Origin of the sequence: Nostoc sp. ChiQUE01b, assembly GCF_034531255.1 — a bacterium.
GTDB lineage: Bacteria > Cyanobacteriota > Cyanobacteriia > Cyanobacteriales > Nostocaceae > Nostoc.
In genome coordinates, this window is sequence record NZ_JAVRBM010000019.1 from 79571 (window position 1) to 94765 (window position 15195).

At 42.7% G+C, this 15195-nt stretch carries 15 protein-coding genes; 12 read left to right on the top strand and 3 right to left on the bottom strand.

From position 1 onward, the window contains the following. Positions 1–241 precede the first annotated feature (241 nt). A complete protein-coding gene (gene acs / locus RMY63_RS15095) occupies positions 242–2215 on the bottom strand; it encodes an acetate--CoA ligase (protein ID WP_322729481.1) in 1974 nt (657 codons plus the stop codon). A 229-nt stretch (positions 2216–2444) separates the two neighbouring features. Between acs and RMY63_RS15100 the strand changes: the two genes are divergently transcribed. The 6 genes from RMY63_RS15100 to argB all read left to right on the top strand — a co-directional run bounded on the left by RMY63_RS15100 (position 2445) and on the right by argB (position 6810). Then, positions 2445–3089: a restriction endonuclease subunit R gene (locus RMY63_RS15100; RefSeq protein ID WP_322729482.1), complete on the top strand. Its 645-nt coding sequence runs from the start codon at positions 2445–2447 to the stop codon at positions 3087–3089. 29 nt (positions 3090–3118) lie between these two features. Then, the gene (locus RMY63_RS15105) at positions 3119–3868 is read left to right on the top strand and encodes a Uma2 family endonuclease (protein WP_322729483.1); all 750 of its coding nucleotides are present in this window, start codon (positions 3119–3121) and stop codon (positions 3866–3868) included. A gap of 92 nt (positions 3869–3960) precedes the next feature. Beyond that, positions 3961–4650, top strand: coding sequence for a hypothetical protein (locus RMY63_RS15110; RefSeq protein ID WP_322729484.1), 690 nt, complete (start codon positions 3961–3963; stop codon positions 4648–4650). Between the two features lie 67 nt (positions 4651–4717). Then, complete coding sequence (locus tag RMY63_RS15115) at positions 4718–5158, top strand: hypothetical protein (protein ID WP_322729485.1); 441 nt, start codon at positions 4718–4720, stop codon at positions 5156–5158. Positions 5159–5430: 272 nt separating this feature from the next. Beyond that, positions 5431–5532: a zinc-ribbon domain-containing protein gene (locus RMY63_RS41805; RefSeq protein WP_416212519.1), complete on the top strand. Its 102-nt coding sequence runs from the start codon at positions 5431–5433 to the stop codon at positions 5530–5532. A gap of 381 nt (positions 5533–5913) precedes the next feature. Further along, positions 5914–6810 carry an acetylglutamate kinase gene (gene argB, locus RMY63_RS15120; protein ID WP_322729486.1) on the top strand — a complete coding sequence of 299 codons (897 nt, stop codon included), beginning with the start codon at positions 5914–5916 and terminating at the stop codon, positions 6808–6810. Between the two features lie 93 nt (positions 6811–6903). Here argB and RMY63_RS15125 read toward each other — a convergent pair whose 3' ends face one another. Continuing rightward, entirely contained in the window at positions 6904–7350 is a 447-nt protein-coding gene (locus RMY63_RS15125; protein WP_322729487.1) for a hypothetical protein, read from the bottom strand. 170 nt (positions 7351–7520) lie between these two features. Here RMY63_RS15125 and RMY63_RS15130 point away from each other — a divergent pair, with 170 nt between their 5' ends. From RMY63_RS15130 to RMY63_RS15140, 3 genes are all read left to right on the top strand, one after another. Then, positions 7521–8063: a tetratricopeptide repeat protein gene (locus RMY63_RS15130; RefSeq protein ID WP_322729488.1), complete on the top strand. Its 543-nt coding sequence runs from the start codon at positions 7521–7523 to the stop codon at positions 8061–8063. Positions 8064–8281: 218 nt separating this feature from the next. After that, positions 8282–9193 (top strand): DUF3153 domain-containing protein, encoded by a 912-nt coding sequence (locus RMY63_RS15135; RefSeq protein ID WP_322729489.1) that lies wholly within the window; start codon positions 8282–8284, stop codon positions 9191–9193. A 99-nt stretch (positions 9194–9292) separates the two neighbouring features. Then, positions 9293–9910 (top strand): FMN-dependent NADH-azoreductase, encoded by a 618-nt coding sequence (locus RMY63_RS15140; protein ID WP_322729490.1) that lies wholly within the window; start codon positions 9293–9295, stop codon positions 9908–9910. A 147-nt stretch (positions 9911–10057) separates the two neighbouring features. Here RMY63_RS15140 and pdxH read toward each other — a convergent pair whose 3' ends face one another. Further along, positions 10058–10702, bottom strand: a complete 645-nt coding sequence (pdxH, locus tag RMY63_RS15145) for a pyridoxamine 5'-phosphate oxidase (protein ID WP_322729491.1) — start codon at positions 10700–10702, stop codon at positions 10058–10060. A 127-nt stretch (positions 10703–10829) separates the two neighbouring features. Here pdxH and RMY63_RS15150 point away from each other — a divergent pair, with 127 nt between their 5' ends. The 3 genes from RMY63_RS15150 (at position 10830) to RMY63_RS15160 (ending at position 15039) form a co-directional block, all read left to right on the top strand. After that, positions 10830–11918, top strand: a complete 1089-nt coding sequence (locus tag RMY63_RS15150; RefSeq protein ID WP_322729492.1) for an AI-2E family transporter — start codon at positions 10830–10832, stop codon at positions 11916–11918. Positions 11919–12287: 369 nt separating this feature from the next. Further along, positions 12288–13118, top strand: coding sequence for a ScpA family protein (locus RMY63_RS15155; protein ID WP_322729493.1), 831 nt, complete (start codon positions 12288–12290; stop codon positions 13116–13118). A 751-nt stretch (positions 13119–13869) separates the two neighbouring features. After that, positions 13870–15039, top strand: a complete 1170-nt coding sequence (locus tag RMY63_RS15160; protein WP_322729494.1) for an NDP-sugar synthase — start codon at positions 13870–13872, stop codon at positions 15037–15039. Positions 15040–15195: the final 156 nt, after the last annotated feature.

Here is a 15195-nt window from a genome sequence, read left to right on the forward strand (position 1 = left end):
AACTATGTAACCTAACTCTTGAATAAGGGCAGGCTGTTTTGCCTACCCTACCCTACATTATTAAGAATTGCTTTGTGTTAGTGGTCTGTCCCATTAAATATTATGGTTTTGTAGTAAGCACTTCAGTGCTTAAAAATCCAGGACTAAAGTCCTTACTACGAACTTATTCACCCCTCGTAACTAATGGGACAGACCATTAGTTTGTTGTTAACAGACTTCTATTTTGAGAAATTTGCATTGTTTACGCACCTCCCCGCAATTTATCCAACACACTCCGATCTTCTAATGTCGAAGTATCACCAGATACCTCTTGTCCGGCAGCTAGATTCCGCAATAAGCGCCGCATAATCTTACCCGATCGCGTTTTCGGTAAAGCGTCTGTAAAGCGGATTTCTCCCGGACGCGCGATCGCACCTATTTCTTTAACTACGTGCAGTTTGAGTTCTTTACTCAGTTCCTCACTTCCCTGATAAGTGCCTTCTAAAGTCACAAAAGCAACTACTTCTTCACCTTTGAGTTCATCTGGCTTACCCACTACCGCCGCTTCTGCAACTGCTGGATGCGAAACTAAAGCTGATTCTACTTCCATTGTACCGAGTCGATGTCCTGATACATTCAGTACATCATCCACACGACCCATTACCCAGAAGTAGCCGTCTTCATCTTGTCTTGCGCCATCACCAGCAAAGTAAATATAGTTACCATCTTTGGGTGGAATGTGTTCCCAGTAAGTGCGGCGGAAGCGTTCTGGATCGCCGTAGACTGTCCGCATCATTCCTGGCCACGGATGACGCACCGCTAGATAACCGCCTTCGTTATTGGGTACGGTGTTTCCTTCTAAATCCACAACATCTGCAATAATTCCAGGGAAGGGAAGAGTTGCAGAACCGGGTTTGGTAGGAATTGCCCCTGGTAGCGGTGTAATCATGATACCGCCAGTTTCCGTTTGCCACCAAGTATCCACAATTGGACAGCGATCGCCACCAATTATTTTCTGATACCACATCCAAGCTTCCGGGTTAATCGGTTCGCCGACGGTTCCCAGCAAACGCAACGAAGACAAGTTTCGCGCATTCGGATGTTGTTCGCCCATCTTAATAAATGCCCGAATTGCCGTAGGTGCAGTATAAAAAATATTAACGCCGTATTTTTCAATTACATCCCAGAAACAGCCAGGATTAGAAGCGCGGGGTGCACCTTCATACATCACCGTGGTTGCACCGTTGGAGAGGGGGCCGTAGACAATGTAGCTGTGTCCAGTAATCCAACCGACATCGGCGGTACACCAATATACATCTGTGTCTTGGAGGTCAAAGATCCACTTGGTGGTGATATGAGTATACAAATTATAACCAGCAGTTGTATGCACTACGCCCTTCGGTTTGCCCGTGCTGCCAGAAGTATAAAGGACAAACAGCATATCTTCGCTGTCCATCGGTTCGGCGGGACAATCTGCTGATACTCCTTTTTGCAAATCATGCCACCAATGATCGCGTCCGCCCGACTGCATATAAATTTCTTGTCCGGTGCGCTTGACAACTAGGACATTTTCTACACTAGGAACAGCACCATCAGCTAAGGCTTTATCTACCTGTTCCTTGAGAGGAACGATCGCATCTTTGCGCCAACCACCATCAGCCGTAATTACCAGTTTAGCTTTAGCATCGATTAAGCGATCGCGCAAAGCTTCAGCACTAAAACCACCAAATACTACACTGTGGGGTGCGCCAATTCTCGCACAGGCTAACATCGCGATCGCAGCTTCGGGAATCATCGGCATATAAATACCAACGCGATCGCCTTTTTGTACACCCAGTTGCTTCAATACATTGGCGAACTGGCAAACTTCCCGGTGCAGCTGGGAGTATGTGAGGGTACGGGAATCACCTGGTTCTCCTTCCCAAATCAATGCTGCTTTATTTTTGCGCCAGGTGGTGAGATGTCTGTCAAGACAGTTGTAAGAAATATTAATTTTACCACCAACAAACCATTTAGCAAAAGGTGGTTGCCAGTCTAATACTGTATCCCACTTTTGGAACCATTCTAATTCTGTTGTCGCCAAATCTGCCCAAAATTGCTGCGGATCAGCTTTGGCTTTGTCGTAGAGACGCTGATAGTCTTCTAGACTTTTGATATGAGCATTTTGCGAGAATTCCGAGCCAGGATGGAAGAGGCGCTTCTCTTGGAGGATTGATTCTATAGTTGGTTGAGACATGGTTAGTTATAAGTGCGATCGCTATTGATACTAAAAACTATTCTTAACCCAGTTGTGCTAAACAGTGTTTAGATTTTCGTTAAGCTAGGTAGAAATTGGCAAGTTATTTAGTTTACATTGATTTTCATCTAGCAAAAGCAAGCGATCGAGAAATGTAAAAACGTTTTACAACCTATCTACCGGTAATGTTGCAAAATGTAAGTAGTCTTGACAAACAAAGCCTGAAATTATGACGCTTACTGTCGAAGCCAGCAGCTTATCTCTCAACGATGTTCATCGCTTTCTCAAATTAGAAAAGCTTTCAAATGGTTCATTCACAGACTTCTTAACTCTAGAACCACTCTCTGAGTTTGAACAGCAGGATTTATTAAGAATCAGAAACGACTTTGATCGTTACTTAAGCGATCGTAAAATTTCTGAAGGTTTGGTTAAATTTTTAACGATTGCACCTTTAATGCGGTTAGCTGGATTTTACGATGTGCCGATTCGGTTGACAATGGAAGATAGTATTGCGATCGCTATCGAAGATGAAGACAGAAGAATTACCGGACGGATGGATATTTTAGCAATCAATAATCCTCAAAGTAATATTGCACCCCCTTTTTGGGTTGTAGTAATTGAAACGAAAAACAGTGGAGTAGATGTGACTGAGGGTTTACCTCAATTACTCACTTATGCTTTTAAAAGTTTAGCTCAACAACCATCAGTTTGGGGTTTAGTAACTAACGGACTGCGTTATCAATTTGTTCATTTAAGACATGAACAACAGCCAATTTATCAGTTAATGCCATTATTAAATCTGAATGAATCTCCCGGTGCAATAGAGTTATTACAAGTTTTCAAAGCCGTCTGCAAGCTACCAAATTTTCAGTAAAATGAACGTAAATCGCGGAGCGATCGCTGATGTCTGAACCTGCTACCCTAGAAATCATCTCTGATAATATTTCAGAGGACGAAGTTATTTTTCCTCCTGGTGATATACTTAGTGACGAACCACCCTTGGAAAGCGATCTACACCGAGAACAAATCGATTTGCTGATTCGCATCCTTAAATTGTGGTGGCGAGAGAGGCAAGATTTTTATGCTTCTGGCAATTTGACGATTTATTACAGTCCTAACCAGAAAAAATCAGAACATTTCCGTGGCCCAGACTTTTTTGTAGTTTTGGGAACCGAGAAAAAAGACCGTAAGAGTTGGGTAGTTTGGCAAGAAGACGGCAAATATCCCAACCTGATTGTGGAAATTTTGTCAAGTTCAACGACAGCAGTTGATAAAGGTTTAAAAAAACAAGTTTACCAAGATACCTTCCGTACACCAGATTATTTCTGGTTTGATCCTGTAACAATGGAACTTCAGGGATTTCATATAGTTGATGGGAAGTATCAAGAAATCCAAGTAACCACTGATGGACGTTTGTGGAGTCAGCAGTTAGAACTTTATTTGGGAGTTTATGAAGGTAAATTAAGATTCTTCACTACTGAAAATCAATTAATATTATCATCAGAAGAGTTGGCGGAACTTGAACGTTCACGTGCCGAACAGGCAGAAGAACGTGCCGAAGAGGCAGAAGAACGCGCCGAACGAGCAGAGCAAGAAATTGCTCGACTGCGGGAGGCTTTACGTATACAGGGCATCGACCTAGAGAATATTTGATGACATTAGGAAATGAACTAAAGACATTTTCAAGTTAAAATCTAGTTATCAATATGTAAAAAAAGCGTAATCTTCTGAAAGTAGGGCATCGATTGCAAGCAACAGAAATTAAGGATCAGCTAAAGTCCCTTATCGAGCAAGCCTCCTCGATAGATCATAATTTAGCGAGAAGATTAGATGAAATCAATCGTTGGGTAAAAGACATCAAGCCAGGTTCCCTGACTGCAAAACCCTTTGTCATTGCCTTTCTGCTAGAGGTGATTACGGATTCGACAATTTGGCTGATGATTAAATCGTTACCTTCAGAAGAGGAACAAAAAGCAAAGTTCGAGATGATGAGGCCGATTGAGAGATATTGGTATGGTTATCTATTTCCTAAATGGTTCAATGCAAGTGACTCCAAGTTTTATATTTGGAAACAAAAATTGATGTCAGGTGAATTTAATCAGGTTGATAATGATATAATCAGATCAATAGCCCAAGATATTGTTCAGCGAGAAGGTAGTTTTTGGCAGCGTTATATAGCCGACCTTTCTATGGCAACAGATTTAATTGTTAGTCGTAACAATCAACCACTGTGCATTCAAGTTACCAGTGTTAGTGAAGAACTCAATCAACAAAAGTATCAAGCTTGGCAAAATACACTGCGATCGTGGGAAATCGAGAGAGGATTGTTCTTAAGTTACAATCCCAAGGATACTAATTTTGTTAACCAGTTAGTCAACGTGGCCCTGTATAACAGTGATTACCTTTCTGGTGGTAAATATTTAAAATTTTCGTGAATTTTCAGGAATTTGACATTTTAGATTTGTGTCTAGCCTATATACTTACGTGCTAATTACAGCTTTTATGCCTAATAAAAGAGAAACTCACTGCAACAATCAAGTAGATACATTTGCTGAAGCTTTAGCGACGGCGCGACAAATGCAACAAAACTGGCTAACTTATGGGGTTGATTTTGTCAATATTTACGTTGAAGATGTGGAGGGAGACTGGCTAGAAACGTGGGGACATGATGAAATATTAGGTAATTTTCACTTAGATACTATTAAAGAATTTTTGGTGAGTAATGATAGTGTAGCTGTGAAAGTAAGAGAGCATTTAGGAGAGCGATCGCTATTTGATTTTGCAGTAAACTTAGAAGAATCTTGGAGAATTTCTGAAGTAGATGATAGGTTATCCGTTGTAAAAAATCTCTTAGCTGGTGGTGAAAACATTATTGATACAGCTCATATCAGGTTAGTAGAGTTAGCAAATAGTCTGTTGGTAAAGTTAGAAGATATTTTGTGAAATTTTTAGTTAAGTAGTGGTAAAGTAAATTTTTAACTCAAAGGTTTTCATGTTTTATTTTGGTTGTAATTGGGTGGCAATATAGGCGATCGCTTTTTCAGACAAGCTTTAATAATCTTTGAGATGTGCAATCTTTATCACTGTACAACAAAGTTGTTGAGCTATTAAGTTTATCACTTAGAGATCAAGCTTTTACAGTTGCACGAACAAATTAACTTTTAAAGTGGATTGACTCTGGGAATTACCAAGCAGTTCTAGAACGCAAAACCAAAATACAGCTAGCTCCATCACCTAGCTTCTGTCGTCATTGTGGGGTTAAGCTTGAACCTTCACACAGTTTTTGTCCAAGCTGCGGAGAGAAAGTTTCTTCCTAAGTGGAATGGCACTAAGTTAAACCATATAGTATAGGAATCCGGTTTGATTTCTGAACTTACTTGTGTAGTCAGGCAATAGGCAACAGTCAGGAAGACTATGAAGAGGTGTACCGACTTTTTTCACGCAATCAAATATGAGTCCTATATTCTAATTCTAGATGCCAAATAACGACAGCAGAAAAATAATTGTAGCTACAAATAAATACTTTTGACTTTTAATTTATTTTTGATTCAGGGATTTACAAGTATAAAATTATACTTTAATATATAAATAAGAAAGGCGATCGCCTCTTTTGACCAATGCCCCTTCTGTTATTGTTGCATGTTCCAAAGTCTTCTACACTGACTGAAATAGGTTTTAACTCTTAACGGCGGCTCCTCATGACGGTCAACGATTCTGAATACATCAGGCAAGCTGAAGCCACTCGTGTGCGTGTACTCAGCGAAGCACTACCTTATATTCAACAATTCGCCGGTCGCACTGTTGTTGTCAAATATGGTGGTGCAGCGATGAAAGATAGCACACTCAAAGACAAAGTTATCCGCGACATTGTATTCTTATCCTGCGTGGGCTTGCGTCCGATTGTAGTACACGGTGGTGGCCCAGAAATTAACAGTTGGTTAGATAAGCTGGGAATCGAACCACAATTTAAGAATGGTTTGCGGGTCACTGATGCCGCCACAATGGATGTGGTGGAAATGGTTTTAGTTGGTCGAGTTAATAAAGAAATTGTCTCCCTGATTAACCAAGCTGGTGGATTGGCTGTAGGACTTTGCGGTAAAGACGGTAATCTATTTACAGCCCGTTCCCAAGGTCAAGAAGGCATCGGCTTTGTGGGGGAAGTCAGCAATGTGAATATTAAGATTTTGGAAACACTCGCTAGCAATGGCTATATTCCGGTGGTGTCCAGCGTCGCCGCAGATGAGACAGGGCAAGCTTATAACATTAACGCCGATACTGTAGCGGGAGAAATTGCTGCTGCACTAGGAGCAGAAAAGTTAATTTTACTGACCGACACCAGTGGAATTTTAAAAGATTACAAAGACCAATCTACTTTGATTCCGAAAGTAGATATCCGCGAAGCCCGCGAGTTGATTGCTAATGGTGTAGTCAGCGGTGGGATGATTCCTAAAGTGAATTGTTGTGTGCGATCGCTTGCTCAAGGAGTCCGTGCAGCACACATCATCGATGGTCGCATTCCTCACGCCTTGTTATTAGAAATCTTTACTGATGTTGGGATTGGGACGATGATTCTCGGTTCGCAGTTTACCACTTAGAAGAGAATGACGGGGATGAGGGGGATGAGGAAGAATAATAATTGTTTACTTGCTCCCTCATCTCCCCCTACTCCCTCATCTCCCCCTGCTCCCTTACCGGGGATAAATGAAAACCCGCGATCGCCCGCCGCTAAATGGTGTATGACGCCAAGAATTATTGATAATTACCGGATTAACTAGGGTTGAATCTCGAATTGTTGGATTAATCAAGGTGGAATTTCTGATGTTCTGCCTGAACTGAGGATAGGAATAATCGCGGTAATGATTGCGTTGTGGCATCAGTCCTGTTGTTGGGTCTACAGGCATAGGTGTGGGAATCGGACTACCATAAATAAAGGAACCCACAGAAGGCGATTGCCTGACTCCATAACCACCATCATTCACGAACACGCGCTGGGTGGAATGCGATGGCCTGACTCCATAACCACCATCAATCACGATCACAGACTGCGCGGAAGCTGGAGCAATGGTTACACCCATCACTGCCAAAGTCATACCTGCTAAGAGCCAATTCAGTTGCGAATGCTTGATTTTCAACATAATTTTGCTCACCTGCATAAGATACCGGAATTTTTAATCAGAAAATAGTCGCAGCTACTTAGTTAAAATTTTAGAAGTTTATCTGCCTTGAGATTGCCGGCTTTTGAAAAGATTCCAAAAAGATTGCTGGCATTGGCAAAATGAAAACAGTGGTAATTTTTGTATAAGACGTGAGTGTAGAAAGTTTAGAAATTGCTAAAACCCGTTACCAGACTGGGAAAGTTGCCTTTGAAAATGGGCAATACCGCGAAGCCATAGAAAATTTAGAAAAAGCTAGCGCTCTGTTAGCTCGTAATTCTCGCCTTGGGGGCGAAGTAGAAATTTATCTGGTGACAGCTTATGAAGCGGCTGGACGCACGGATGATGCGATCGCTCTTTGCGAAAGACTCAAACGCCATGCCCATTTTGAAATCAGCAAACAAGCGCGGCGGATGCTTTATATCTTAAAAGCACCAAAGCTGAAAAGACCCAGCGAATGGATGACTGAAATCCCCGATTTGGCAGCATTAGCCGATAATGAACTCAAAATTTCTGTACCTGCTAAGTCTACTAAATCTTCTGGGGAGCAAAAGCCTAAACCTGCCGAACCAGAATTCGTTGACCTCAGTCAGGTCAATACCAGAGATAATCGCTTTATCTGGGTGGCGCTAATTGCCATTGCTTTAACCATCTCGTACTTGGTTTGGTTGAATTTTTCAGGAACTCCTGGCTGATACTAATTTTGGATTTTGGATTTTAGATTTTAGATTAAAGAATCTTTTGGTTGATGCTGGACTAACGTCCCGCTACGCGCTTTTACCCCTTGTGGGTGACACAAATCCTCTCATCCAAAATTTAAAATCTTTGAGCTTCATCCGTTTATTGGTGACGTCAATCCAAAATCCAAAATTTAAAATCCAAAATCTGTTGACTTTTGGGGAGATTTATAGTTATGAATTCTTCAATTTTTGGAAAGATTTTCTTGTGGTTAGTCAGACCATTTAGTTTTGTGTTGGCAAATATGAAATTGCTCTCACCACTGAATGGTCGAAATCGAATGAACCGGGTCTTTCCCATGCGAAATCCGATTCTGTGGCTAGTGCTGTTAACATCTCTCTTACTGACTGGCTGTGTAAAGTATGATGTGGGGCTTCATTTTGACAACTCAAATAGTGGCGAACTAGTACAGCATATTAAGTTGGGAGAACGTCTAACCAGTTTTAGTGGCGATTCAGTGTACGAATGGTTAAATAGCATAGAACGTCGCGCCCGTCAACTTGAGGGTAAAGCACAGCGAGTTTCCCAAGAAGAAATCATCGTCACAATTCCTTTTAGCAGCGGTAGGGAATTGCAAGAGAAGTTCAACGAATTCTTTAACTCCCGTGCGAATCAACTTTCTGAATCTGTAGAGAGCCAATCTGACTCAGAACTGCCGAAAATTGAATCAAACGTTCTCTTAGAGGAGAATAATTTTTTACTTTTAGTCCGAAATCGGTTGATTTATGATTTGGATTTGCGATCGCTCTCTCTAATTGCTAGCAAAGGTAATGTACTAGCTAATGCTGGTTCAATTCTCGATTTGGAATTTAGCTTGAAGACTCCTTGGGGAGCCAAAAATATTCAACTAACTGAAACTGCAATTGAGCCAGAAAAAAATGGCAATCAATTAGTGTGGAAACTCCAGCCTGGTGAGCTAAACCACATAGAAGCTGTTTTCTGGCTTCCTAGTCCCCTTGGGATCGGTGGGTTGTTAATTATCTTGTTTGTCTCGGCAGGATTGTATTTGAGATACAATTTCATGCCAGATCCTAGAATTCAGTTTCCTCCCAAAGCAGCAGCAATCCAGGAGAATCCCCCGGCTTGAAGCCGGAGGAGTGTCAATTTTAGTATCTGATGTAATGCTTTGAAATAGAGACTCAAAAAAAGTAAAAGCAGTAAATCCTAGTTAATCAGGAGATATTTGGTGGTAAATATTCTACATATTGATTCCAGCCCTCGTGGTGAGCGATCGCACTCCAGAGAACTATCTAAGGAATTCGTCAGTGCTTGGAAAGCAGTGCATCCTGAAGATGCGATCGCCTATCGAGATTTAGGGCATCACCCAGTTCCTCACGTTGATGAAGCTTGGATTGCAGCGGCATTTTCACCTCCAGAAACCCATACCTCAGAATTAACTAAGGCAATCAGGATTTCTGACGAACTGGTTGATGAGTTTTTGGCAGCCGATCGCTACGTCTTTGGAGTACCAATGTACAACTTCAATATACCTTCCACTTTTAAAGCTTACATCGACCAAATTGTTCGCATTAACCGGACTGTTGCTTTAGATGCTCAAGGTTTTAAAGGGTTAGTCGAAGGTAAAAAGGCAGTTATCCTCACTGCTCGCGGCGGTGATTTTAGCGCGACATCTCCTTTCCTTGCTTATGACTTCCAAGAACCCTACCTGCGGACAATTTTCGGCTTTATTGGGATTACAGACATTCAATTTATTAACGCTAATAGTCTAAACGAAGGTGATGCCCGCACCCAATCTCTATCAGAAGCAAGGGCAGCAATTCAAGATGCGATCGCCCAGTGGTAAGAGGGGCATTGAGAAGAGACTAGGGAGAAAAGGGAGAGGGGGGAGATAAAGGAGATGAGGGAGTAGGGGGAGATGAGGTAGTCAACTACTATTTTATTCGCCCTCATCCCCCTCATCCCCCTTGCCCCCCGCCCCCCTGCCTCTTCTTCAGGGTGACAACCGCTCAATATTCCAAGTACCATTATCTAAACGGCTATAGAGTAAGCGATCGTGCAGACGGCTAGGGCGTCCTTGCCAAAACTCAATTTCTGTAGGGATAACTCGTAAGCCTCCCCAATGAGGCGGTCGAAAAATTTCCTGATTTTCATATTTGCTTTGGAACTCCTGCAAGCGTCGCTCCAAGACTTCTCGGCTTTCTATCACCTCGCTTTGATTAGATACCCACGCACCCAGGCGACTATTGGTAGGGCGACTGTGAAAATACTGGTCAGACTCAGTTTCGGAAACTTTCTCCACATACCCCGAAATTCGGACTTGACGTTCCAGTTCTGCCCACCAAAAGACTAAAGCTGCCTGGGGATTTTCTGCTAATTCTTGTCCTTTATGACTGTTGTAGTTGGTAAAGAAGGTAAAGCCCCGTTCATCAAAATTCTTAAGCAGCACCATTCTGGCTGAAGGCTTACCGTCTGGTGTGGCTGTGGCAATGGTCATGGCATTGGGTTCAGGGAGTTGTGCTGCTAGTGCCTGATCGAACCATTTTTTAAATTGGATAAAAGGATTGAGTTCAACTTCGAGTTCGCTTAAACCTTCCAAGGTGTAGTCTTTGCGAAGGCCAGCTATAGTTTTGTCCATTGCGATTTGTTTCCTTGCTATCAGATACGCTTATATATATCTTTGTCAAAAATATCTATGATGATAATCAGTGCCATTAAGAATTTTACAAATTCTCTGAATAAATAACTAAAATAGGTTGCATAAAATGCGCCGTTCGGCATCCCTTCAACGCCTGTTAATTTATGGTCTGAGCGGTCCGATTATCGCTCTCAATGTCTGGTTGCTGTCTGTGCTTTTTCGCTACTTCCAGCATCCTATTACCGTCTTGAGCATTGCGGCAATTCTGGCTTTTCTGCTAAATTACCCGGTTAAGTTCTTTGAACGTGCTCGGATCACCCGCACTCAGGCGGTGATTATAGTTTTACTTGCAACATTAACCCTGTTTGGAATTCTGGGTGTCACCCTAGTACCGTTGATCGTTGACCAAACAATTCAACTGTTAAAGAATATCCCTGATTGGTTAGGCGCTAGTCAAGCAAACCTAGAGCAGTTTGAGATGTTGGCAAAGCAACGACGTTTGCCAATCGATCTGAGGGTTGTGAGCAGTCAAATCAATGCCAACATTCAGAATGTGGTGCAACAGTTAGCTTCTGGTGCAGTGGGATTTGCTGGCACACTGTTGTCAGGATTAGTTGACCTAGTGTTAGTTATCGTGCTTGCATTTTATATGCTTTTATATGGCGATCGCGTCTGGCATGGTCTGATCAATCTTTTGCCCTCTAACATTGGAGATCCCCTCACCACATCCTTGCGCCTAAATTTCCAGAACTTCTTCCTCAGCCAGTTGTTACTAGGACTGTTCATGGTGCTAACCCTGACACCAATTTTCTTAGTGCTGAAGGTGCCTTTTGCCCTGTTGTTTGCCATATTAATTGGTATCTCAGAACTCATTCCCTTTATTGGGGCGTCTCTGGGTATTGGTTTGGTGACGATTTTAGTGCTGTTGCAAAATTGGTGGTTGGCAGTTCAAGTTGCCATAGCAGCGATTCTCATGCAGCAGCTTAAAGATAACCTGTTAGCTCCCAGGTTACTCGGCAATTTTATCGGATTGAATCCCATCTGGATTTTTGTAGCTATTTTGATGGGATTTGAGATTGCTGGTTTATTAGGGACACTTGTTGCTGTTCCGATTGCTGGTACTATTAAAGGCACTTTCGATGCTATTAAGAGCGGCAAGCCAAGTGACTTTGTATCAAAAACTGTCACTATTGCTCATGACCCGCCGCCTGATTAAGGCGGCAGAGGGGCAGGGGGGCAGGGGGGCAGGGGAGCAGGGGGAGATGAGGGGGATGAGGGGGACAAGGGGGAATTATTGAACAAGTTTCTCCCTTATTTCCCCCCTCTTCCTTGTCTCCTTTGTCTCTTCTCCATGCCCAATGCCCCATGCCCAATTCCCAACACTCTAAAATCAAAAGTTGCACAATCTAATCTCACAATTCACAATGGTGATCGATTGCAAATTTGAGAGGATACTGCCAGCAGGCGATTTCTGAATAAAAGAAGCGCAAGCGAATGTATAAGGTACACGCTTTGCCAATAGTCAATTAGTTTAGTGTTGAATTTACAGTCTTTTGATTCTCATTAATTAACTTAGAATCTGTTGATGGAAGCTTCCGAGCTGTTAGAAACAATCACATTTTTGATTTACCAAGCCGAGCAGGGGGAAATTGATCCTTGGGATGTCCAAGTGATTGAGGTGATTGACCGCTATTTAGAACTGATGGCACCGGGGGCAATAACAAGAGGCTATGAAGCGGACTTGTCTCAATCTGGACAGGCATTTTTATCAGCATCAATGCTGGTATTATTCAAAGCTAATACCTTGATGCAATTGTCAACAATCGGAGATGCACAAGATGGTCTAGAAGATGATGCCTTACTGGAAAGTGAAGACGGTGTATCACATCAGGGTCATCGTCTACCATTAGAACGGCAATTGCGTCGTCGTCCAGCGGCAATGCCGCCACCAAAGCGTCGGGTGACTCTGCAAGAGTTAATCGAACAATTGCAGATTATGGCTAACCAACTGAAACTGGTAGAAAAAGTCAGCAAACCTATCCGTCTTAGGCGTCAACCTAGCGTTCAAAGTATGCGGGAGGCACTGGAGTTAGCTCACCAGGAAAATCTGACAGAAGTTGCTGGGGAACTGGAGCAGGTGTTGAAATTGTCGACAAGAGAGCTAAGTTTAGAACAAAATTGGTTGAATTTAGAACAGCTTGTAGAATTGTGGACTAAGACAAAGCTTCTCAACCACAATGGGTCTGGACATGAGTCTAAACACAGTAACCTAGTTAGCGTTTTCTGGGCACTACTATTACTCTCGGCTCAATCGAAAGTAGAGCTATTTCAAGAGGACTTTTATCATGAAATTAAAATTCGCTTAATTAGAGATTCAGCTAATATCGGCAAACCTTTTGAGCACCCGATGAACTAAGAAAGTCAAAAGTAGTGCAGACAATTTCTCTAAGAAAGGCAGAAGGTGAGGCGGCCGCGGCCCCTGTCTTGGCGGTTCCCGTCGATAGCGCAGCGTAAAGCCTTCTCTTCTCTTTCAGAGACGCTAACGCGAACGAGAGGCAACGCTTTCGGCATGGCAACTCTTGGAGACGCTGCGCGAACGCTTAGAGCGAGTCATCGAGCGTCTGGGGGACTGCCGAACCCGAAGGGCAGGAGCTAGAAACAAACTGTTTATATCTGATGCGTGAGTCCTGCATTTTGTACCTCATCTACTTGCAAATTTCTGTATTGTTGCCCTTTCTGGAAAAGTGACGCTTTTGTATCGCTAACAGAGCGTCGGAAACCGACGATTCGACTTTTCGCTCTGCCACAGGTAACAGCGCCCTAACCTAAATTTATGTATGGAAAGACAAAACAATTTAAATCTAGTGGCGTGGCATCAAGATTTCAGGCTTCCTTGTTAGAAAAATAGGAATTTATTTATGGGGTTTTCCTCCTGGCTTTCAGCATAGCTGCCTCCTGCCTTGTTATAGATTTTTGATTCAACCCCAAAATCCGAGTAAATTGAAAAGATAAGCGATCGCTTGTCATCTAAGTATACTTATGGTTGCAATAACCACTAATTTCCTGTTATCCCTGTTTGGAGGGATAACTTAGAGCATAAATAAAAACTGATGATTAAGTATCACTCGATGAAAGTAAACTGGCTTGTGGTTGAGGAATAAATTTTTATGAAAGCGATGATTCTCGCGGCGGGCAAGGGTACTCGCGTGCGTCCGATTACGTACACTATGCCCAAGCCGATGATGCCCATCCTGCAAAAGCCAGTGATGGAGTTTTTGCTAGAACTGTTACGCCATCATGGATTTGACCAGATTCTAGTCAATGTTAGTCATTTGGCTGAGGAAATAGAAAACTATTTCCGTGATGGTCAACGGTTTGGGGTGCAAATTGCCTATTCCTTTGAAGGAAAAATTGATGACGACGGTAAACTGGTGGGCGAAGCGATAGGTTCAGCTGGAGGGATGCGCCGCATCCAAGACTTCTCACCGTTTTTTGATGATACCTTTGTAGTTTTATGTGGTGATGCTTTAATTGACTTGGATTTAACTGCGGCGGTTAAATGGCATAGAGCTAAAGGGTCGATCGCTACCATTATCACTAAATCTGTCCCCAAGGAAGAAGTTTCTAGCTATGGTGTGGTTGTGACTGACGAAGAAGGTCGTGTTAAAGCTTTCCAAGAAAAACCTACAACTGAAGAAGCCCTCAGCACCAACATCAACACAGGTATTTACATCTTTGAGCCAGAAGTTTTTAACTATATTCCCTCTGATGTCGAATATGACATTGGTAGCCAATTGTTTCCCAAATTGGTAGAAATCAAAGCCCCTTTTTACGCCATTCCTATGGACTTTGAATGGGTAGATATTGGTAAAGTCCCAGACTATTGGCGGGCGATTCGCGGTGTGCTGCTGGGTGAAATCAAAAATGTGCAAATTCCTGGTCATGAAGTCGCCCCCGGCATCTTTACTGGCTTAAATGTTGCCATAAATTGGGACAAAGTGGATATTACTGGCCCCGTTTACATTGGCGGTATGACGAGAATCGAAGACGGAGCTAAAATTGTCGGGCCAGCGATGATTGGCCCCAATTGTTGGATATGTAGTGGTGCAACAGTGGAAAACAGCGTGATTTTTGAATGGTCACGTCTGGGCCCTGGAATTCGGTTAGTCGATAAGCTGGTATTTGGACGTTATTGCGTAGATAAAACTGGCGCTGCGATTGATGTTCAAGCTGCTGCTTTAGACTGGCTGATTACCGATGCTCGTCAGACACCGCCATCACATACCCCTGTTGAGCGACAAGCGATAGAGGAATTGTTGGGGACGAATGTAAATTAAATTAAAGTTAGGAGTTAGGAGTTAAGAGTTAAGAGTTTGGAGTAGAGACGCGATTAATCGCGTCTGTACAGGAGTTAGGAGTTAGGAGTTTGTATTTCACTCTTCACTTCTAACTCTTAACTTTATTCCTAACTCTTCACTCCTAACTCCTAACTA